Raw genomic sequence first — 20785 nt, 5'->3', positions numbered from 1 at the left:
ATCCACTTGGCTTTCCTGGCTCTATTGCTCCGGAGATCGTAAACAGGTTCTAAGAGCCTGTTTACGATTTGCTGTGTGCCGGCGCCACGGCGCCAGTCGGTCATTCCGGGCTCAATGGCTTGTCGCTTATGACTTGACGTTCAACGCTTCCAGCGCCGCCCGCGCCGCGGCGGCGATCACTTCGTCGCTGTGCTTGGCTTCTTTCTTGGCGTGCTTGGTGTAGACCGCCAGCACGATGGGCGCGCGCTTGGGCGGCCAGATCACCGCGTAGTCGTTGGCGGTGCCGTAGACGCCGCAGGTGCCGGTTTTGTCGCCTACTTCCCAGCCGTCCGGCACCGCGGCGCGGATTCTGGCCTTGCCGGTGGTGTTGCCCTTCAGCCAGTCCGCCAGTTGCTGGCGCTGCGTTTCAGCCAGCGCCTTGCCCAGCGCCAGCTTTTGCATGCTTTCCGCCACCGCCTTGGGAGTGGAGGTGTCGCGCGGGTCGCCGGGGATGGCGGAGTTCAGCTCCGGTTCCAGGCGGTCCAGGCGGAAGGTGGTGTCGCCGATGGAGCGCATGAAGGCGGTCAGCGCGGCGGGGCCGTTGATTTCCTTGAGCAGCAGATTGGCCGCGCCGTTGTCGCTGTATTGCACGGTGGCGGCGCTGAGCTCGGCCACGGTCATGCCGTTTGCCTGGTGTTGGGTTGTGAGCGGGGACCAATTAGGCAGAGTCGTTTTGCTGTAGCGGATGCGTTTGTCCAGCAGGCCGGGTTTTGCTTGGCTTTGCGCCAGCACCCCCGCCGCCAGAAAGCCTTTGAAGGAGCTGCACATGGGAAAGCGCTCGTTGGGGCGATTGGCCACGGTGGCGCCGGAACCGGTGTCGATGGCGTAAACGCCGATGCTGCCGCCAAAGTCCCGCTCCAGTTTGGCCAGCTTGTCGGCGGCGACGGCGAGCGGGTCGGCGGCCAGGGCCTGGCTCAGCGGCGTGGCCAGCGATGCGAATAAAATCAGATGCTTGAACATGGTTTTGGTCCTTCTGCCTGGTTGGAAAGTGTGGCGCTATCCTGATGGCAGAGGCTTGGGCTGTAAATCGCGCAAACTGTAACGTCTGTAACCTTTGGGCTGTTTTCAGTCTTGAAATGGCGCTCAGCCGACGGGGGCGATCATGAATATGCCCGCCTGAGGGGCGGGTGGTTCTACTTGGCGAAGACGATTGGTGGGATGGTTCAATAAGGGCCTGCCCGCCTGATTCATGGTGTCGACAACGGCGTGCTCCCGTGCGGGGAGTACGCCGTTTTGCTTGCCTTCCCCTTGTGATGTACACGCCTTGACGCTCGCTGCCAGGCTCAGTAGGCTGTGGTTTGCGCTACGCCGAATAAGGCGCGCCGGGTTTGGAAGCCCAGAATCGTTCGTCCGCAGACAGGATGTGTCCGCTTTGGCACTTCCTCGTCACGCGCCTGCCCCGTACCTGCTGCATGGGCAGGCCTTCTCTCTGGCAACGATTTGGAGGCCGCGATGCGATTCTTTTCTTTTCCCCTTTCCCTTTCTTTTCATTTCGAGTCCTTGTCACAGGAGGCTTGGCGATGACTGACGCGTGCGAAACGACGACGCGCCAGCAGTTGCTGGGCCGCGTGCTGGAGGCCAGCCAATTGGGGCTGGAAGCCTTGGAGTTGCTGCGCCCAGCCTTGGAGGTGGCAACGCGATTGGGCACCCAGGCCGAGGTGGAGGAAGGCGCCCAGGCCGCCGGGCTGTGCCGGCTGGCGCGTTGGGCGCTGGATGAGTACCACAATGCGCTGGATGTGATCCGCGAGGAGGCGGCGCGCAGCCTGCGCGACGCTTGACGCCAGTGTGACAGCAAGGGGGCGGCGGGCGCCGCCCCTGTGCTATGGCGCGGCCTGTTTCTTTGAACAGGTTCTTAGTCGCAACGCCTTGTCTCGCGAGATCGTAGGATTTGGCCTGGTTCGAGCGTCAGCTTGTCGGGCTGGGTTCGTTCCCTTCCCAGGTTTCCATTGGCATGGTCTTGCCGCTGCGCTGTCAGTTGCCGGGCTTTGTTTGCGGCGGTGCGGCTTCTTGGTTCAGCGCATGGTCTTGTCTTGAGGCGGGGTCCAGTCCCTGCCAGCCGCCGCCCAGCGCGGCGATCAGCGCCACGCTGCCGGCGTATTGCCGGTTTTTCACATTCCACAGGGTGGTTTCCGCATTGATGCGGCTGCTTTGCGCGGTCAGCAGGTTGAGGTAGCTGACGGTGCCGGCGCGGTATTGGTTGAGGGTGATGGTTTCGGCGCGCAGCGCGGCGTCCACCGCGGCCTGTTGCGAGGCGGCTTCTTCCGCCAGCAGCTTTTGCGCGGCCAGGTTGTCTTCCACGCCCTGGAAGGCGGACAACACCGCCAGGCGGTAGCCGGCGACGCTGGCGTCATAGCTGGCGATGGCTTGTTCTTTCTGGGCGCTGCGCAGGCCGCCGTCGAACAGGCTGAGCGCGAGCGCCGGGCCCAGCGACCAGACGCGGTTGGGCAGGCTGACCCAGTCGGCGAAGCTGGCGCCGCGGTAGCCGCCGCTGGCGGACAGGGTGAGGGTGGGGAAGAAGGCGGCCTGGGCGATGCCGATTTCGGCATTGGCTTGCGCCACCGCGCGTTCGGCGGCGGCGATGTCGGGGCGGCGTTCCAGCAGTTGCGAGGGCAGGCCAGCGGGGATATTGGGCAGGCGCGGCTCGGCGTCGGCCGCGGCCAGGCTGAAGCTGGCCGGCGTCTGCCCCAGCGCGGCGGCGATGGCGTGTTCCAGCTGGGCGCGGGTCAGTTGCTTGTCCGCGCGCTGCGCCTGGGCGCTTTGCCATTGGCTTTCGGCCTGGGCGACGTTGGCGTCGGAGACGATGCCGGCCTGGTATTGATTGCGGGTCAGTTTCAGCGTGTCCGCCAGCGCTTGTTCATTGGCGCTCAGCTGCCGCAGTTGCCGATCGGCCACGCTGAGTTGCAGGTAGGCGGTGGCCAGTTGCGCCTGGGTGCTGAGGCGTATTGCCGCCAGTTGCGCGGCGCTGGCTTCTGCCTTGGCGTTGCCGGCTTCCACCGAGCGGCGCAGGCCGCCCCACAGGTCCAGTTCCCAGCTGGCGTTGGCGCTCAGGTTGTAGCTGGTGGCGGTGGCCTGGCCCGGGGAACTGACGCCGCGGCTTTGACCGGCGTTGAGCCCCAGGCTGGGGAACAGCCCGGCCTCGGCCTGTTTCAGCAGCGCCTGGGCCTGGCGGTATTGCGCTTCGGCCTGGGCGATGCCGGGGCTTTGCCGGTTCAGGGTGTCCATCAACTGGTCCAATCGCGGGTCTTGATAAATGCGCCACCAGTCGCCGCGGGGCACTGCATCTTGCGGCTGGGCGTTTTTCCAGCGGCCGTCTTCCGGGGGCCGCGAAAAACCTGCTGCGCCGTCCGATAGCTGCGTTGCTCCGTGCTCGCTCCCTCGCTGTACTGTTTGTACTATCTCGGTCGCTGCGCGCGGTGCGCCTTGCTCTCGATCGGCTCGCGACGGTTCTTCGGAGCCCCCTTCCTTATAGGCGGCCGGCACTTCCAGCTTGGGTTTGACATAGTCCGGGCCCAGCGCACAGCCGGCCAGCAGCAGCGCGCAGGCCAGCGTAAGGCTTTGTGTTTTCATTGGTTTCATTCCTCGGCTCCGCGGTTCAGCGCGGCGCGCGCGGGCCGCCAGCGCCGGCACCACAGCCGGAAGCGGTCCAGATACAGGTAGACGATGGGGGTGGTGTACAGGGTCAGCAGCTGGCTGAGCAGCAGGCCGCCGACGATGGAGATGCCCAGCGGGGTGCGCATCTCGGCGCCGTCGCCGTGGCCCAGCGCCAGCGGCAGCGCGCCGAACAGCGCGGCCAGCGTGGTCATCATGATGGGGCGGAAGCGCAGCAGGCAGGCTTGGAGGATGGCTTGCTCGGGTTTCAGGCCTTGTTCGCGTTCGGCGCTGAGCGCGAAGTCTATCATCATGATGGCGTTTTTCTTGACGATGCCGATCAGCAGCAGCACGCCGATCAGCGCGATGACGTTGAATTCGCCGCCGGTGGCGATGATGGCGAGCAGCGCGCCGACGCCGGCCGAGGGCAGGGTGGAGAGGATGGTGACCGGGTGCACCACGCTTTCATAGAGCATGCCCAGCACGATGTAGACGGCGACCAAGGCCGCCAGGATCAGCAGCGGCTGGCTGTCCAGCGAGGCCTGGAAGGTTTTGGCGCTGCCCTGAAAGCTGCCGTGGATGCTGCTGGGCAGGCCGACGCCGGCCAGCGCCTGGTCGATGGCGTCGGTGGCGTCGGACAGCGATTTGCCCGGCGGCAGGTTGAAGGAAACGGTGGCGGCGGCGAACTGGCTCTGGTGGTTGACCGATAGCGCGGTATTGCTGGGTTCCCAGCGCGCGACGGCGGACAGCGGGGTGGGCTGGCCGCCCGGGGTTTGCAGATAGATGCTGTCCAGGCCGTCCGGGCCTTGCCAGTATTGCGGCGCCACTTCCATCACCACGTGGTATTGGTTGAGCGCGTTGTAGATGGTGGACACCTGGCGCTGGCCGAAGGCGTCGTTGAGCGCGGAGTCCACTTGCGTCTGGGTCAGGCCCAGCCGCGCCATGGCGTCGCGGTCGAAAACCAGCGAGGTTTGCAGGCCTTTGACTTCCTGGTCGGTGTTGACGTCGGCCAGCATCGGCAGCTTCAGCAGCGCTTGCTGCACCTTGGGCGTCCATTCGCGCAGTTCGGCCAGGTCGTCGCCCTGCAAGGTGTATTGGTATTGGGCGTTGCTGGCGCGGCCGCCGATGCGGATGTCCTGCACCGCTTGCAGGAACAGCTGGGCGCCGGGCTCGCGCGCCAGGGTCTTGCGCAGCCTGGCGATGACTTGATCGGCGCTGTCCCGGCGCTGGTCCAGCGGCTTGAGACTGACGAACATATTGGCGGTGTTGCGCTGGCCGCCGCCGGTGAAGCCTATGACTTTGTCCACCGCCGGGTCCTGGCCCACCACGGTGATGAAGCGTTGCAGCTTTTGCTGCATGGCCTGGAAGGAGATGTTCTGGTCGGCGCGTATCATGCCGGTGAGGCGGCCGGTGTCCTGCTGCGGGAAGAAGCCCTTGGGCACCGCCAGGTAGAGGTAGACGTTGAGGCCTATGGTGGCGGCCAGGATCAGCATCATCAGCGGGCCGTGGCGCAGCGCCCAACCCAGGCTGCGGCGGTAGCCGTCCAGCATGGCGTCGAAGGCGCGTTCGCTCCAGCGGAACAGCTTGCCCGGTTCTTTGTGCGCGTCATGCGCCTTGAGCCAGCGCGCGCACAACATCGGCGTGGTGGTCAGCGATACCAGCAGCGACACCAGGATGGCCACGGACAGGGTGACGGCGAATTCGCGGAACAGCCGGCCGATCACGCCGCCCATCAGCAGGATGGGGATGAAGACGGCGATCAGCGAGATGCTCATCGACAGCACGGTGAAGCCTACTTCGCGCGCGCCGCGCAAGGCGGCCTGCATCGGTTTCATGCCGTCCTCGATGTGGCGGGAGATGTTTTCCAGCACCACGATGGTGTCGTCGACGACGAAGCCGGTGGCGATGGTCAGCGCCATCAGGCTGAGGTTGTTGAGCGAGAAGCCGGCCAGGTACATCACGGCGAAGGCGCCCACCAGCGACACCGGCACGGTGATGGCGGGAATGGCGGTGGCGCGGCCGTTGCGCAGGAACAGGAACACCACCAGGATGACCAGGGCCACCGAGATCAGCAGCGAGCGCTCCACTTCCTGCAGCGAGGCGCGGATGGTGGGGCTGCGGTCCATCACCACTTGCATCTTGATGGCGGCGGGGATGGAGGCTTGCAGCTGCGGCAGCAGCGATTTGACCCGGTCTATGGTCTCGATGATGTTGGCGCCGGGCTGGCGGAACAGGATCAGCATCACCGCCGGCTGCTGGCCCAAGAGGCCGGCGTTGCGCAGGTCCACCACCGAATCCTTGACCTCGGCCACGTCGGCGATGCGCACCGCGGCGCCGTCTTTGTAGCTGACGATCAGCGGCAGGTAGTCGCTGGCCTTGTTGGCCTGGTCGTTGGCCTGCACCTGCCAGTGGCGCTCGTCGTTTTCCAGGAAGCCCTTGGGCCGGTTGGCGTTGGTGCTGGCGATGGCGCCGCGCACGGTTTCCATGCTGATGCCGTAGTGGTTGAGCTGGCGCGGGTTCAGCTCCACCCGCACCGCCGGCTGCGCGCCGCCGCCCACGTTGACGTCGCCTATGCCTTCCACCTGGGCCAGTTTCTGGCCGAGTATGGTGTCGGCGGCATCGTACATCTGGCCGCGGGTCAGGCTGTCCGAGGTCAGCGCGATGATCATGATGGGCGCGTCGGCGGGGTTGACCTTGCGGTAGGTGGGGTTGGACGGCATGCCGGTGGGCAGTAGCGAGCGCGCGGCGTTGATCGCCGCCTGCACATCGCGCGCGGCGCCGTCGATATTGCGGTCCAGCTCGAACTGCAGGGTGATGCGGGTGGAGCCCAGCGAGCTGGACGAGGTCATCTCGGTGACGCCGGCGATGCGGCCCAGCGCCCGCTCCAGCGGGGTGGCCACGGTGGCGGCCATGGTTTCCGGGCTGGCGCCGGGCAGGCGCGCGGTGACGGAGATGGTGGGGAAGTCCACCTGGGGCAGCGGCGACACCGGCAGCAGCTTGAAGGCCAGCAGGCCGGCCAGCAGGATGGCCAGGGTCAGCAGGGTGGTGGCCACCGGGCGGCGGATGAAGGGGGCGGAGGGGATCACGAGAAAATCCTCATCGGCCACGGAAACACACGGAAGGACACGGACAAAAACCAGCCATGCAAGGGTTTGATGGCGGTTAGCGTTGTTTGGCTAAGGGCGATCATGTCGAAAATGTCACGGAATTCCGTGTTTTTCCGTGTGTTTCCGTGGCGAATAAAAATCATGCTTCCGCCTCCGCCGTCTTGGTGCCAAAGCGTTTGCCCAGCCGGTCAAAGGCCAGGTAGATCACCGGGGTGGTGAACAGGGTCAGCACCTGGCTGACCAGCAGGCCGCCCACCATGGTGACGCCCAGCGGTTGGCGCAGCTCGGAACCCATGCCGCCGCCCAGCATCAGCGGCAGCGCGCCCAGCAGCGCGGCCATGGTGGTCATCAGGATGGGGCGGAAGCGCAGCAGGCAGGCTTGATAGATGGCGTCGCGCGGGCTCATGCCGTGTTCGCGCTCGGCCTCCAGCGCGAAATCTATCATCATGATGGCGTTTTTCTTGACGATGCCGATCAGCAGGATGATGCCGATGATGGCGATCACCGACAGGTCGTTGCCGGAGACCAGCAAGGCCAGCAGCGCGCCGATGCCGGCGGAGGGCAGGGTGGAGAGAATCGTGATGGGATGGATATAGCTCTCGTACAGCACCCCCAGCACGATGTACATGGTGACGATGGCGGCCAGGATCAGCCACAGGGTGTTGGACAGCGAGGCCTGGAAGGCCAGCGCCGCGCCCTGGAACTTGGTGTCTATGCTGGCCGGCAGGCCCAGGTCGGTTTCAGCCTGGCGGATGGCTTCCACCGCCGCTCCGAGGGAGGCGCCCGGCGCCAGGTTGAAGGACACGGTGGCGGTGGGGAATTGCCCCAGGTGGTTGATGGTGAGCGCGGTGGGGCGCTCTTCTATGCTCGCCACTGCGTCCAGCGGCACCGGGCCGCCGTTGGCGGTGGGCACGTACAGGCTTTTCAGCGACAGCGGGTCTTGCTGATGCTGCGGGTCCACTTCCAGCACCACGCGATATTGGTTGGTCTGGGTGAAGATGGTGGAGATCAGCCGCTGGCCGAAGGCGTCGTAGAGCGCGTTGTCGATGGCGGCGGTGGTGACGCCCAGCCGCGCGGCGGTGTCGCGGTTGATGTTGACATAGGCTTGCAGGCCCTTGTCCTGCAAGTCGCTGGCCACATCGGCCAGCTGCGGCAGCTGGCGCAGCTTGGCCACCAGTTTGGGCGTCCAGGCGGACAGGTCCTCGGCGCTGGTGGCTTGCAGCGTGAATTGGTACTGGGTGCGGCTGACGCGGGAATCTATGGTCAGGTCCTGCACTGGCTGCAGATAGAGCGCCATGCCCGGCACCGCGTCGGCCTGGTCTTGCAGCCGGGCCAGCACGGTGTGGATGTCGTCGCGCTGTTCCTTGGGCTTGAGGTTGATCAGCAGTCGGCCGTTGTTGAGCGCGGCATTGTTGCCGTCCACGCCGATGAAGGAGGACAGGCTTTCCACCGCCGGGTCCTTGAGCAGCTGCCGAGCCAGCGCTTCCTGCTGGCGCGCCATCGCGCCGAAGGAGGTGGATTGCGCGGCCTCGCTGACGCCCTGGATCGCGCCGGTGTCTTGCAGTGGGAAGAAGCCCTTGGGCACCAGCACATAGAGCGCGGCGGTCAGCGCCAGCGTGGCCAGCGCCACCAGCAGGGTCAGGCGCTGCCGTTCCAGCACCCAGCTGAGCATGCGGCCGTAGCGGGCGATCACCCGGTCGAAGAACTGGCCGCTGGCGTGGTAGAAGCGGCCTTGCTTGTCTTCCGGCACGTGTTTGAGCAGGCGCGCGCACATCATCGGGGTCAGCGTCAGCGAGATGAAGGCGGAGATCAGGATGGACACCGCCAGGGTGACGGCGAATTCGCGGAACAACCGGCCCACCACATCGCCCATGAACAATAGCGGAATCAGCACCGCGATCAGCGAGATGGTCAGCGAGATGATGGTGAAGCCTATCTGCTTGGAGCCCTTGAGCGCCGCCGCCATCGGCGCTTCGCCGTCTTCGATGTAGCGCGCGATGTTTTCAATCATCACGATGGCGTCGTCGACGACGAAGCCGGTGGCGATGGTCAGCGCCATCAAGGTGAGGTTGTTGATGGAGAAGCCGGTCAGATACATCACGCCGAAAGTGCCCACCAGCGACAGCGGCACCGCCACCGCGGGGATGATGGTGGCCGGCACATTGCGCAGGAACACGAAGATCACCATCACCACCAGGGCGATGGCCAGCATCAGTTCGAATTCCACATCGGCCACCGAGGCGCGTATGGTCACGGTGCGGTCGTTCAGCACCTTGACGTCCACCGCGCCGGGCAGGGTGTCGCGCAGCTGCGGCAGCAGCGCCTTGATGCGGTCCGCGACCTGGATCACGTTGGCGCCGGGCTGGCGCTGCACATTGAGGATGATGGCCGGAGTGGCGCCGGCCCAGGCGGCCAGGCGGATGTTTTCCGCCGAGTCCACCACTTGGGCCACGTCGGACAGCCGCACCGGCGCGCCGTTGCGGTAGGCGATGATGACGCCGCGGTATTCGTCGGCGGACTTGAGCTGGTCGTTGCCGTCTATGGTGGAGGCCTGATGCGGGCCGTCGAAGCTGCCCTTGGCCTGGTTGACATTGGCGCTGGCGATGGCGGTGCGCACGTCTTCCAGCGTCAGGCCCAGGGCGGCCAGCTGGCGCGGATTGGTCTGGATGCGCACCGCCGGGCGTTGGCCGCCGCTGATGCTGACCAGGCCGACGCCGGGCACTTGCGACAGTTTCTGCGCCAGCCGGGTGTCCACCAGATCCTCCAGCTTGGTCAGTTGCAGCGTGGGCGAGCTGACGGCGATGGTCATGATAGGGGTGTCGGCCGGGTTGACCTTGTTGTACACCGGCGGATTGGGCAGATCGGACGGCAGCAGGTTGCCGGCGGCGTTGATCGCCGCCTGCACTTCCTGCTCGGCCACGTCCAGGCTCAATTCCAGGCTGAATTGCAGGGTGATCACCGAGGCGCCGCCGGAGCTGGTGGACGACATCTGTGACAGGCCGGGCATCTGACCGAACTGGCGTTCCAGCGGCGCGGTGATGGAGGAGGTGATCACTTCCGGGCTGGCGCCCGGATATTGGGTCACCACCTGGATGGTGGGGTAGTCCACTTCCGGCAGCGCGGACACCGCCAGCATGCGCCAGGCGGTGAGACCGGTCAGCAGGATGGCCACCATCAGCAAGGTGGTGGCCACCGGGCGCAGGATGAACAGGCGCGAGGGATTCATGCCGTCTCCCCGCGCTTACTGCGCCGCCGAGGCGTGGCGTTTGCCGGCCGCGCCGCTGCCGTCGCGTTTATGGCGTCCGCTGTTGCCGGCGCCGGCCGCGGCCTGGCTGTTTTGCGCGGCGCGATCCACCACCGCGACCTTGGCGCCGTCGCGCAGCTTGTCCAGGCCGTCCACCACCACGCGCTGGCCGGGCTTCAGGCCTTGTTCGATGACGATGATGTCGCCGACGCGCGCGCCGGCGCTCACCTTGGCCAGGCTGACGCTGCTGTCGGCGTTGACGGTGTAGACATAGCTGCCCACCTTGCCCAGCTGCACCGCGCTGGCTGGCACGGTGACGGCGTTTTCACGCTCGCCCAGGCTCAGGCGCACATTGACGAATTGGTTGGGAAACAAGGTTTCGCCAGCGTTGCCGAAGCGGGCCTTGAGGTTGACGGTGCCGGTGCTGGTGTTGAGCTGGTTGTCTATCGCCAGCAGCTTGCCGTCGGCCAGCTTGTTGCGGTTGTCGCGATCCCAGGCTTCCACCGTCAGGCCGGGATTGGCGCGGCTGGCCTGCAGCACCGAGCCCAGGCTGACTTCCGGCACCGAGAACAGCACATTGATGGGTTGGGTCTGGGTGATCACCACCACGCCGTTGGTGTCGCTGGCGTGGACGATGTTGCCGGGGTCAACCTGGCGCAGGCCGACGCGGCCGGACACCGGCGCGCTGACGCGGCTATAGCTGAGCTGCAGCTTGGCGTTGTCCACCGCGCCTTGGTCCAGTTTGACCGTGCCCTGGTATTGGCGCACCAGCGCTTGCTGGGTGTCCACTTGCTGTTTGGCGATGGAATTCTGCTGCAGCAATTGCTGGTAGCGGGTCAGGTCCAGCTGGGCGTTTTGCAACAGCGCCTGGTCGCGCAGCAACTGGCCTTCGGCCTGGGTTAGCGCGGCTTGGAACGGACGCGGGTCCAGTTCCGCCAGCAATTGGCCCTGTTTGACCTGCTGGCCTTCCTCGAAGTGCAGTTTGTCCAACTGGCCGTCCACGCGGCTGCGCACGGTGACGGTGTAAGTGGAGCTGACGGTGCCCAGCGCGCTGAGCTGCAGCGGTACGTTCTGCAGGCGCGCGGCGGCCACGCCCACCGCGGTGGGCGGCGCGCCGCGTTTTTGCGCCGCGGCGTCCGCGGCCGCGTGTTGCCGCCACCACCAGCCCGCGCCCAGCGCCAACAGCACGACAAGGCCCCAGCATAGCGGGGAACGGTAGAACGGGCGGCGGGGCTCGGCGGTTTGGGTCACGGCTCAGACTCCATGGCGGCGGCGCGGCGGCCGCTTGCTTGAACTTTAGGATGGTTTCGACCGCCGGGGCGCCGCAGCCTGCTGGATAGCCGCATGGGGGACGGGGTCGATGCTTACGGCATTATGCGCTCCCGTTTTGTAGCGGGCTTTGCTGGCCTGGCCGATTGTGTGTCGAATTGTTGCAACACTTGTCGAAAAGTAGCGTGCGGCTGGCAGGCGGCGAAATGCCGCGCCAGCTGCTCGGCGCGCTGATGGTAGGACGGCGTGGCCAGCATGCGCCGCAGCAGCGGCGGCAACTGGCCGGCTTCGACCTGGCTGCGCCGCAGCATGGCGCCGGCGCCGTAGGCTTCGATATGCCGCATCGCCAGCAGCTGGTCCATATTCGATGGGATGCCGATCACCGGCGTGCCTTGCTGCAACGCCTGGTAACTGGTGGGGCTGCCGCCGTTGCCTATCACCAGATCGGCGCGCGCGGCGGCGGCCTCGCCGGGCAGGAAATCGGCGCAGAACAGGCCGGGCCGCTGCGGCAGCCGTTGGCGGCCGCCGCTGCTGGCGATCACTTGCAGGCCTTCGCCCAGCAGTTGATCGATCAGCATGGGCAGCAGCGTGAGGTTGCCGGAGGAGCCCAGCGACAGGTAAACGGTGGGGCGGTCTTGCAGCTGCGGCCACCAGTCCGGCAAGGCGCCGCCCGGCGACCAGGTGACCGGGCCCAGATGGCGGTGATGCGCGGGCAGCGGGCTCAGTGGCACCAGTTCCGGCGCGTCGTAATACAGCACTTGGTCGCCGTGGCTCCAGGCGTCGAAGCAGTTGGCGAACGGCGCCAGGCCGTAATGGGCGCGGGCGCGGTTCAGCGGCGCCACCAGCAGGCGGATCGCCAGCGGGGTGATCCAGCGCATCAGCCGCGGCATCAAGGGCAGGCGGTGCAGATTGAGCTTGGCCAGCTCCGGCACCGGCAGCGACGCCGGCTGGCGCCAGGGGCTCCAGTAGGCGTTGATCAGGTTGATCCGCGGCTTGCCGGCCAGCGTGGCGCTGATGCCCAGCGAGTGGCGGAAATCGCCGACGATGAGGTCGGGGTTCAGGTCTTGGATCAGCCGCAGCTCGTCTTCGACATAGGCGAGGTATTCCTCGCGCCGGTACAGTGGCTTGCCGTTGTCCACCGCGTGAAGAAAGTCGGCGCTGCTCTTGGTGAGCAGCGGGTGGTATTGGATGTCCCGACTTTGATACAGATGCTCGAAGCGCGGCGCCGCGGCCAGGTGGATATCGTAGTCCGCGGCCGGCAAGGCGGCGGCCAGGGTGTAGGGGCGGGCGACGTGGGCCAGGGTGACGGCCTCGCCGACGAAGAGGATTTTCTGCTTGCGTGGGTGCATGGCGGCTCAGGGGAGTGGGAGGTGGGAGGCAAGGCCGCCCGGCGGGGCCGGGCGGCGGGCAATCAGGCGCTCAGAAGGTGTTTACGATCTCGCCAACTAAGACGAGACAAGGCGTTGCGGCTGAGAAAGCGGAATGTACAAGTGACATGAGCATTTCGAAGCGGTACTCACCGTGTCATGTTTCTCGGCGCGGCAGATCGTAAACAGCTTCCTAGCCTTTGTGGACCTGCACGCGCCACAGCTCGCGCCCGCGCGAGGCGCGCGTCATCGCGCGGCGGCCGTGCAGGCTGCTGTAGTTGTCTATCAGCACCAGGTCGCCGTCGTGCCAGTCGTGCTCGATCAGGTTTTCCGGCGCATAAGCCCGTTCCAGCAACTCCTGGACCAGGTTGGGGTAGTCGTCGGCGCGCTCTTCCACGTCGACGAAGAACTTCTGCAGTTCGGAATTGCTGTTTTCCTGGAAGCGCAGCACCGCTTCGCCGGTCTCTGGGTGGGTTTCCACCAGCGGATAGACGCGGGCGTCGCCGCCGAAGTAGGTGAATTTGGTGTGATAGCGGATATCCAGTTTTTCCCATTCGGCCAGCGTGGCCAGCGGCACCTGGCGCAGGATGTTGCGCGCGTCCACCAGCGTGGTCTGGCCTTCACCGTGTTGCGGAGCGGTCTTGCAATACAGCGCGAACAGGCTGGCGCTGAAGCGCGGATTCTTGCGCACGAACTCATTGTCGGCCGGCAACATGCTCAGATCCCAGTGCAGCGGCAATTCCTCGAAGGAATGAACGAAGCCATCGGCATCCTCTTCCGGCTTCACCTTGTGCACCGCGCCGAATTGCCAGATATACGGCGTGCCGAACTGGGCGCTGAATTCAACCAGCTTGTCCTCGTCGGCCACGGCGAAGCCGCGCAGCGCGACGAAGCCGAACAGCTGGGCCAGCCGGGTCAGGGCCGGGCGCGGCAGCGACAGGCAGTCGGCGCCGGGACGGCGGTTTTCTATCAGTAGGCCGAAACGGCCGGCCAGCATCACCGATAGCTCGCAGCCTTCCCATTCCGCGCCGGCTTGTTCCAGATAGAGCCAGGGCTGGCCGTCGAAGCTCACCGCCTTGGCGCGGCGCGTGTCCAGCGCTTGGCGCTTGGACACCAACTCGCCGTGGCCGGCCAGGTTCAGCAGATAGACGCGATGCCAGGGCAGTGCCGCCTCGGCCTGGGCCGGCGACAGGCGGATGGGGTATTTGCCGCCGGGCGCGCCGGAGGCGTGGATGGTCAGCCGGATCGCGTCCGGGAAGTGCTCGGCCAGCATCGCGTCCAGCGCGATGCCACGCCAGGCCAGGCGCAAGGCGCGCTGCGGCCAGTCCGTGTTCTCGACGATGCCGCGCGCCGCGTTGTCCTCGCGCAGCAGGCCCAGCCATTGCATCTGGCGCGCGGACTGATTTTCCGGCAGCGGCTGGGCGAAGTCGGCGGCCGCGGGCGGCAAGTAGCGGCGCAGCACGCTTTCGGCGCGGTCGCGCTGGCGGTCGAAGCCGGGGCTGATGGTGGCGTAGTCATGCCAGCGCAGCACCGGGCTGGCCAGCAACTGGCGCAGGCGCTGGTGGTAGTCGTTGGCGGTGTCGCGCGGGATGTCCAGCAGGTCGTGGAAGCTGAGACCGTCGCTGAACAGTTCCAGCGCGCAGCCGGCCGGATAGACGCGGCTGATGGCGCGGCACAGCCGGTCCAGTTGTTGCAGCGCCGCGTATTCGGCGTAATCGGGGCGCTCGGACGCGGTTTTGTCGCGGGTGTTAGGCGATTTCAGCGGAAAACCCGGCAGCAGCAGTTGCAAGGGCCGTTGCCGGCTCACGAAGCGTTCCACTTGGGCGCTCAGCGCCCGGCGGTGGGGCTCGCGCTGCGGGTGGTCGGCCTCTCCCTGGAAGGCGTCGAGCAGAATGGAGACGATGGAAGCGACAATAGGTTCGTTTTGCATGGCGGTACTCGAAATGAACGATGAAAGGCGGGGCTTCAGGCGGCGGTGGCGATGAAGTGGCTGGGCCGGCCGTCGACGAAGACCAGGGCGGAACGGCTCTCGTCGATGTCGCTGCGTTTCTTCAGCACGATGCCGTGTTCGTGCTTGACCGCGGCCGCGTGCCAGGGGGTGAGCCAGGCATCGGCGCTGTCCACCAGCCGCACGCCTATCTTGGCGGACACGCGGAATTGCGGATGAATGGACAGGCGCACGCTATCGGGGAAGGTACGCTCCAGCAGCCGGCTCCAGGCGTTGCTGCGCTGGATCACGCGGTAGGCGTTGGCGCGGGCCAGTTTTTGCAGCGCGGTCTTGCTCTGGCCGGAGAAGCGCTCCATGCCCTGGGCGTCTTCGAACAGGAAGCGGGTGATGCCCTGGTACATCGCGCGCATCGCCGCCTCGTCCTGGCATTGGCGCTTGATCTGCTCGATGGAGTCGCTGAAGAGGATTAGCAGTTCTTCGCGCTGGGAATCCAGGTCGCTGATATAGCCGAAGTGATCCTTGAGGTCGTAGAAGGCGAAGGCCTCGCCGTAGCGGCCGCGCGCATAGGCGCTCAACTCGTCCATATAGGCGGCCACTTCCGCGTCCGGGATGTAGACCACGTCGGAGAAGCAATAGCCGTCCGAGCAGATGGCCACTTGAGCGCCGGGCGGGTAGAGCGCGCGGATGTCTTCGCAGAGCCGGTACAGATTGTCCAGCGCGTGGCGTTCGGCCAGGTCCGGCATCGCGCCCAGCGTCTTGTTGCGATTGGGCGATTTGCCGGGGAAGGCCGGCAGCAGCATGTGAATGGGTGCCTGGCGCTCGATGGCTGCCTGGATCTTGGGCAGGTGGGGCGCCATTTCCGCGGAGGAATCGTGGGCGGCGGCGTCCTCCAGGTGAATGCGGCGCAGTTTGAAAATGATTTCCAGAATCTGGCGCGCCAGCTGCGCATGGCCTTGGCTGGCGGAATGGAAAATCGGATCGACAATCGCGTTCATGGCGGAATCTCTAAATTGTTGGCGTCTCGAGAAGTGTGAATGCGCGGATCTGTTTACGTTTTCCTGTGGAAACGAGGTCCGCTTTTAGGATGAAAACCGAAAAGAGCATTGGCCGTGGCGTGCTCAATGAATACGTGGCCAATTTGAATGGTTGGCATCGATATTTGGCTGAGGCCCGGCTGAGAACGTGTTTACGCTCTTGGTGAAGCGCGGGGCCATTCTAGGTCAGAAGGGAGGGCGCGGTTAAAAAATTAGCCGTTATAGAAATATGCGGAATTGTTATATCGATGGCGAACAGTACGGCTTGAATAAGGCGAATCACGAAATTTACTGATTCGCTGTGAATATTTGCCAAATAAGGCGATGTGGAAATTGTAAATGGCTGTGTTACCAAGTGTGATTGTCATTTTGTTTTGACTAGTATTTGTTTGGTTTTTTCTTTGAATGACATGGGCTTAATTTTGTACGTTTAAGAATGATATTCATTCTTGTTTGTAAACATGGGGTGCGGTTTGATGACTGTGAGTTTTCCCATGCAACCATCGCTTTGGGCTTGGGTCGCGGTGCCGGATACGCCGGCGGGAGCGCGCAGGCTGCGGCAAAATATGTTGGTTTATTGCAACAATAGGGATGGTTTCGTGCGCTGACTGATGACTCCTCGGCTTGGCGCGTCGCGGTGGGATGGATGGAAGTGGGGCGAATCACGGCAGGAGCCGGAGGCTTGAGCGCACCCGATGCGGGGAATTGTTCCTTTGCGAACATGACATTTTCGTTTTTTAAGCTTCGGGAGCATGTTTGACTAGTCAACAGTCGTGGTTGCTGTCATTCTTTTGCGTTTCAATTACGACTGCCTGTCGTAGCGACAACAGGCCGCCGGCTGCCGCCGCGAGCCGAAAGCAATGTCGCCGAGCAGGCGCACTTGAGACAAAGAGATGGAAAAAAAGCAAGAAAGCCAAGAGCTTAGGCGCACCTTGCAGGCGCGCCACCTGTCGATGATCGCCATCGGCGGCTCCATCGGCACCGGCCTGTTCCTGGCCTCCGGCGCCACCGTGGCGTCCGCCGGCGCCGGCGGGGCCTTGATTGCCTACGCCCTGATCGGCCTGATGGTTTACTTCCTGATGACCAGCCTGGGTGAAATGGCCGCCTTCATGCCGGAATCCGGCTCCTTCCAGGTCTACGGTTCGCGCTTCGTCGATCCAGCCTTCGGCTTCGCCCAAGGCTGGAACTACTGGTACAACTGGGCGATCACCGTGGCGGTGGAACTGGCCGCGGCCGCCATCATCATGCATTACTGGTACCCGGCGGTGCCCGGCATCGTGTGGAGCGCCGGCTTTCTGCTGATCATCTTCGTGCTCAATTATTTCTCGGTGAAGGGCTTCGGCGAGGCCGAGTTCTGGTGCTCCATGCTCAAGGTGGCCACCATCGTCGCCTTCATCATCATCGGTTTCCTGATGATCTTCGGCATCATGACCGATCCCAACCCGCAACGCATCGCGCCGGGCTTGTCGGTAATGCAGCAGGGGCAGGGGCCGTTTGTTGGTGGTCTGGCCGCCTTCGTGGGCGTGGCCATGATCGTGGGCTTCTCCTTCCAGGGTACCGAGCTGATTGGCGTCGCCGCAGGCGAATCCGCCAATCCGGGCAAGACCATCCCGCGCGCGGTGCGGCAGATCTTCTGGCGCATCCTGATGTTCTACATGCTGTCCATCCTGATCATCGGCCTGATCCTGCCGTACAACGATCCGCTGCTGCTGAAGAACGATATGAAGGACGTCGGCGCCAGCCCGTTCACCCTGGTGTTCAACCGTGCCGGCTTCGCCATGGCCGCCAGCCTGATGAACGCGGTGATCCTGTCCGCCATCCTGTCCGCCGGCAACTCCGGCATGTACGCGTCCACCCGCATGCTGTACACCATGGCGCGCAACAAGATGGCGCCCAGGCGCTTTGCCGAGCTGTCCAGCAACGGCGTGCCACGGAATGCCTTGTACGCCACCAGCGTGATCGCCGCGCTGTGTTTCTTGACCTCGCTGTTTGAAACCAACGCGGTCTATCTGTGGCTGCTGAACTCCTCCGGCATGACCGGTTTCATCGCCTGGCTGGGCGTGGCCATCAGCCACTACCGCTTCCGCCGCGCCTATGTGAAGCAGGGCCACGATCTGGCGGACCTGCCGTACCAGGCCAAGTGGTTCCCGCTGGGGCCGCTGTTCGCCTTCGCGCTGTGCCTGCTGATCATGCTGGGCCAGAACTACGAGGCCTTCATCGGCGGCCATATCGACTGGAGCGCGGTGATCGCCACCTATCTGGGCATCCCGCTGTTCCTGGCGCTGTGGCTGGGTTACAAGTACAAGCACAAGACCCGGATGGTGGCGCTGGAAGACATCGACTTCAGCGAGGCGCTGGTCAAGGCGCGCGCCTTGCGCCAGGGCGAAACCGACGGCAAGCTGGCCAGCGCCACGAGCTGATCCGCTGTGAATTCTGCCAGCCCTGGGGCGGCAGTACGCTGACAGCCCGGCATAGCCGGGCTGTTTTGCGTAAGGGATTGATTATTCTGGCTTAGGCCTTGAGCGCCGCCGACGCCGGACGCGCGCGCGGCGCGCTGAAGCCTGGATGGCCGCCGAAGCGGCGACGGCGGCTTGACCGCAGGCGGCTGCTTTCTCGATGGAAATGTGTAATATGGCGGCTGGCGCGGGGAAGCCGCCGTCGTTCCCGATCTGAATTCGATGGTTTCGGAGTCATTCATGCAGTTGCTGACAATATTCATAACAAAGTTTCTGTTTGTGATGGCCGCCTTGCTGCCCATCATGAATCCTCCGGGCTTGGTGCCCATTTTCATCTCGATGACGGCGCGCAACACGCCGCAGCAGCGCCGCTATCTGGCGCGGCGCATCGCGATGTATTGCGCCCTGCTGCTGCTGGGCAGCATGTTCACCGGCGGTTATGTGCTGTCCTTCTTCGGGGTGTCGCTGCCGGTGGTGCAATTGTCCGGCGGCCTGCTGATCACTTTCGCCGCCTGGCGCATGCTCAACGACGCGCCGCCGGAAAGCAGCCCCACTTCCACTGACCAGCCTATCCAGGCGGAGAACCAGGACGTGCTGAAGCAGCGCGCCTTCTATCCGCTGACCTTTCCGCTGACGGTGGGGCCGGGTTCGATCTCGGTGGCCATCACCATGGGCGCCTCGCTGACCGATACCGGCAAGGGCATCGTCAAATACGCGATCTCGCCGCTGGCCGGCAGCTGCGCGGTGCTGGTGTGCAGCCTGCTGGTCTATCTGTGTTACCGCCACGCCGACAAGCTGCTGCGCTACCTGGGCCAGACTGGCTCGGTGGTATTCCTGCGCTTGTCCGCCTTCATCCTGCTGTGCTTGGGGGTGCAGATCATGTGGGACGGTTTCGGCGCCCTGGTCACCCAATTGGTGCAGGATGTGTTGCCGCACAAGTGAGCGGCGAGAGTGGACATCTTTTGACATGAGGCAAATGAGGCACTGAACAAAGCGTTGATACTAGGATTATGACAAATGTCTTAAGAACAGGAGTTTGCCATGGCCACCAGCGCTTTCTTCATTCCCTGCGTCAACCTGATGGGCGCGGGCTGTCTGCAACAAGCCGTTGAAACGATGCGTGCCTACGGTTACCGCAAGGTATTGATGGTGACCGACACCGGCCTGGTGAAAACCGGCCTGGCCGGCCGTGTCACCGAATTGCTGGGCGGCGTCGGCATCGCCACCGTGCTGTTCGATGGCGTGCATCCCAATCCCACCACCGCCAACGTCGGCGCCGGCCTCGCGCTGCTGCGCGAGCATGGCTGCGACGCGGTGGTGTCGCTGGGCGGCGGTTCGCCGCACGACTGCGCCAAGGGCATCGCCCTGGTGGCAGCCAATGGCGGCAAGATTCAGGATTACGAGGGCGTGGACAAGTCCGCCAAGCCGCAACTGCCCTTGGTGGCGATCAACACCACCGCCGGCACCGCGTCGGAAATGACCCGCTTCTGCATCATCACCGATGAGTCGCGCCATATCAAAATGGCCATCGTCGACAAGCACACCACGCCGGTGTTGTCGGTCAACGATCCGGAAACCATGGCCGGCATGCCGGCCGGGCTGACCGCCGCCACCGGCATGGACGCGCTGACCCACGCGGTGGAAGCCTATGTCTCCACCATCGCCACTCCCATTACCGACGCCTGTGCCTTGAAGGCGGTGACGCTGATCGCCGGCCACCTGCGCCGCGCGGTGCGCAATGGCATGGACATGGAGGCGCGCGAGCAGATGGCTTACGCGCAGTTCCTGGCCGGCATGGCCTTCAACAACGCGTCGCTGGGCTATGTGCACGCGATGGCGCACCAGTTGGGCGGCTTCTACGACCTGCCGCATGGGGTGTGCAACGCGGTGCTGCTGCCGCATGTGCAGGCCTTCAACGCCAAGGCGGCCGGCCAGCGTCTGGCCGATGTCGGCGCGGCGCTGGGCGTGGACGCCAGCGCCGAGGCGGCGATCGCCGCCATCCGCCAATTGGCGGCCGATGTAGGCATTCCGGCGGGATTGACGCAGCTGGGGGTCAAGGAAGAGGATATTCCGGAACTGGCCGCCAACGCCTTGAAGGATGCATGTGGCCTGACCAATCCGATCCAGGCGAACCACGAAGAAATCTGCGCGATCTTCAAGGCCGCGCTGTAGCAGTAAAGGACCGCGCTGAAAGCAGCGCGGTCAAACTGGCGGCTCAGCCGCCATTTTTTGACCATTAAATATCGTAATGCGATATTTCTGACGACGCCGCACCGCCTCCGCCGCCAGATGAAATCAAGGAGTGACGCAATGGACGCAAAGATTCGCCTGTTGCCGGTGAGCGAATACCGGCCGGGCCTTGAGAATGTTTTTCTGATCGAGGAAAACTGGCCAAAAGATCTGCCGCGGCAGGCCTTGGACGCCGCCCACTGGCTGAAGAGCGTGGCGCCGGCGCCAGGCCTGCTCGATTGGCTGCGCCAGGACGAGCGGCATTGGCCCACCTTCTGCGAAGTGTACTGGGCTGACCTGGCGGCGAACCCGCAGCGCTGGTGGCCGTTGTGGAAGGCCAGCCGCCGCGGCGGCCTGGTGCTGCTGCACGCCGGCGGCGGCGACAAGCTGCCGGCGCAGGCCTTGGCGCAGTTCCTGGGCGACAAGCTGGACGAGATCGAGCGCATCGAGGCGGGGGAGTTAGCGTCGCCGGTGTGCTACCGCGCCTTGCTGGACCATTAGCGC

General features: G+C 64.7%; 13 protein-coding genes. 5 read left to right on the top strand and 8 right to left on the bottom strand.

The window, feature by feature from the left end; translation table 11 throughout:
* Positions 1-126: 126 nt before the first annotated feature.
* Entirely contained in the window at positions 127-999 is an 873-nt protein-coding gene (bla, locus tag ACE3QM_RS11375; RefSeq protein WP_374421942.1) for a carbapenem-hydrolyzing class A beta-lactamase, read from the bottom strand.
* A 560-nt stretch (positions 1000-1559) separates the two neighbouring features.
* Here bla and ACE3QM_RS11370 point away from each other — a divergent pair.
* Positions 1560-1817, top strand: a complete 258-nt coding sequence (locus ACE3QM_RS11370) for a hypothetical protein (RefSeq protein ID WP_231464882.1) — start codon at positions 1560-1562, stop codon at positions 1815-1817.
* Between the two features lie 193 nt (positions 1818-2010).
* On the opposite strand, the gene ACE3QM_RS11365 is transcribed toward ACE3QM_RS11370, so the two are convergent.
* The 7 genes from ACE3QM_RS11365 to ACE3QM_RS11335 all read right to left on the bottom strand — a co-directional run bounded on the left by ACE3QM_RS11365 (position 2011) and on the right by ACE3QM_RS11335 (position 15557).
* Positions 2011-3606 carry an efflux transporter outer membrane subunit gene (locus tag ACE3QM_RS11365; RefSeq protein WP_374421940.1) on the bottom strand — a complete coding sequence of 532 codons (1596 nt, stop codon included), beginning with the start codon at positions 3604-3606 and terminating at the stop codon, positions 2011-2013.
* Between the two features lie 5 nt (positions 3607-3611).
* Entirely contained in the window at positions 3612-6713 is a 3102-nt protein-coding gene (locus tag ACE3QM_RS11360; RefSeq protein WP_374421938.1) for a multidrug efflux RND transporter permease subunit, read from the bottom strand.
* Between the two features lie 160 nt (positions 6714-6873).
* Positions 6874-9960, bottom strand: a complete 3087-nt coding sequence (locus ACE3QM_RS11355) for an MdtB/MuxB family multidrug efflux RND transporter permease subunit (RefSeq protein WP_374421936.1) — start codon at positions 9958-9960, stop codon at positions 6874-6876.
* A 15-nt stretch (positions 9961-9975) separates the two neighbouring features.
* The gene (locus tag ACE3QM_RS11350; protein WP_048410710.1) at positions 9976-11229 is read right to left on the bottom strand and encodes an MdtA/MuxA family multidrug efflux RND transporter periplasmic adaptor subunit; all 1254 of its coding nucleotides are present in this window, start codon (positions 11227-11229) and stop codon (positions 9976-9978) included.
* A 113-nt stretch (positions 11230-11342) separates the two neighbouring features.
* A complete protein-coding gene (locus ACE3QM_RS11345) occupies positions 11343-12596 on the bottom strand; it encodes a glycosyltransferase (RefSeq protein ID WP_374421933.1) in 1254 nt (417 codons plus the stop codon).
* 211 nt (positions 12597-12807) lie between these two features.
* The gene (locus ACE3QM_RS11340; protein ID WP_374421930.1) at positions 12808-14544 is read right to left on the bottom strand and encodes an L-tyrosine/L-tryptophan isonitrile synthase family protein; all 1737 of its coding nucleotides are present in this window, start codon (positions 14542-14544) and stop codon (positions 12808-12810) included.
* A gap of 35 nt (positions 14545-14579) precedes the next feature.
* A complete protein-coding gene (locus ACE3QM_RS11335) occupies positions 14580-15557 on the bottom strand; it encodes an L-tyrosine/L-tryptophan isonitrile synthase family protein (protein WP_374421928.1) in 978 nt (325 codons plus the stop codon).
* 932 nt (positions 15558-16489) lie between these two features.
* Here ACE3QM_RS11335 and ACE3QM_RS11330 point away from each other — a divergent pair.
* From ACE3QM_RS11330 to ACE3QM_RS11315, 4 genes are all read left to right on the top strand, one after another.
* The gene (locus ACE3QM_RS11330) at positions 16490-18016 is read left to right on the top strand and encodes an amino acid permease (protein ID WP_048410707.1); all 1527 of its coding nucleotides are present in this window, start codon (positions 16490-16492) and stop codon (positions 18014-18016) included.
* A 258-nt stretch (positions 18017-18274) separates the two neighbouring features.
* The gene (locus tag ACE3QM_RS11325; RefSeq protein ID WP_369799210.1) at positions 18275-18994 is read left to right on the top strand and encodes a MarC family protein; all 720 of its coding nucleotides are present in this window, start codon (positions 18275-18277) and stop codon (positions 18992-18994) included.
* Positions 18995-19093: 99 nt separating this feature from the next.
* Positions 19094-20224 (top strand): L-threonine dehydrogenase, encoded by a 1131-nt coding sequence (yiaY, locus tag ACE3QM_RS11320; RefSeq protein WP_231465260.1) that lies wholly within the window; start codon positions 19094-19096, stop codon positions 20222-20224.
* Positions 20225-20362: 138 nt separating this feature from the next.
* A complete protein-coding gene (locus ACE3QM_RS11315; RefSeq protein WP_053074457.1) occupies positions 20363-20782 on the top strand; it encodes a DUF488 domain-containing protein in 420 nt (139 codons plus the stop codon).
* Positions 20783-20785: the final 3 nt, after the last annotated feature.

Source organism: Chromobacterium sp. (genome assembly GCF_041912965.1).
GTDB classification, from domain to species: Bacteria; Pseudomonadota; Gammaproteobacteria; order Burkholderiales; family Chromobacteriaceae; genus Chromobacterium; species Chromobacterium aquaticum.
Note: the sequence above shows the minus strand (reverse complement) of the source record. Positions and strands in the feature narration are given on the sequence as shown.

Bases quoted from the DNA above. Each gene is read 5' to 3' on its own strand.
- bla (WP_374421942.1), bottom strand. From the start codon at position 999: ATGTTCAAGCATCTGATTTTATTCGCATCGCTGGCCACGCCGCTGAGC.
- ACE3QM_RS11370 (WP_231464882.1), top strand. From the start codon at position 1,560: ATGACTGACGCGTGCGAAACGACGACGCGCCAGCAGTTGCTGGGCCGC.
- ACE3QM_RS11365 (WP_374421940.1), bottom strand. From the start codon at position 3,606: ATGAAAACACAAAGCCTTACGCTGGCCTGCGCGCTGCTGCTGGCCGGC.
- ACE3QM_RS11355 (WP_374421936.1), bottom strand. From the start codon at position 9,960: ATGAATCCCTCGCGCCTGTTCATCCTGCGCCCGGTGGCCACCACCTTG.
- ACE3QM_RS11345 (WP_374421933.1), bottom strand. From the start codon at position 12,596: ATGCACCCACGCAAGCAGAAAATCCTCTTCGTCGGCGAGGCCGTCACC.
- ACE3QM_RS11340 (WP_374421930.1), bottom strand. From the start codon at position 14,544: ATGCAAAACGAACCTATTGTCGCTTCCATCGTCTCCATTCTGCTCGAC.
- ACE3QM_RS11335 (WP_374421928.1), bottom strand. From the start codon at position 15,557: ATGAACGCGATTGTCGATCCGATTTTCCATTCCGCCAGCCAAGGCCAT.
- ACE3QM_RS11330 (WP_048410707.1), top strand. From the start codon at position 16,490: ATGGAAAAAAAGCAAGAAAGCCAAGAGCTTAGGCGCACCTTGCAGGCG.
- ACE3QM_RS11325 (WP_369799210.1), top strand. From the start codon at position 18,275: ATGGTTTCGGAGTCATTCATGCAGTTGCTGACAATATTCATAACAAAG.
- yiaY (WP_231465260.1), top strand. From the start codon at position 19,094: ATGGCCACCAGCGCTTTCTTCATTCCCTGCGTCAACCTGATGGGCGCG.
- ACE3QM_RS11315 (WP_053074457.1), top strand. From the start codon at position 20,363: ATGGACGCAAAGATTCGCCTGTTGCCGGTGAGCGAATACCGGCCGGGC.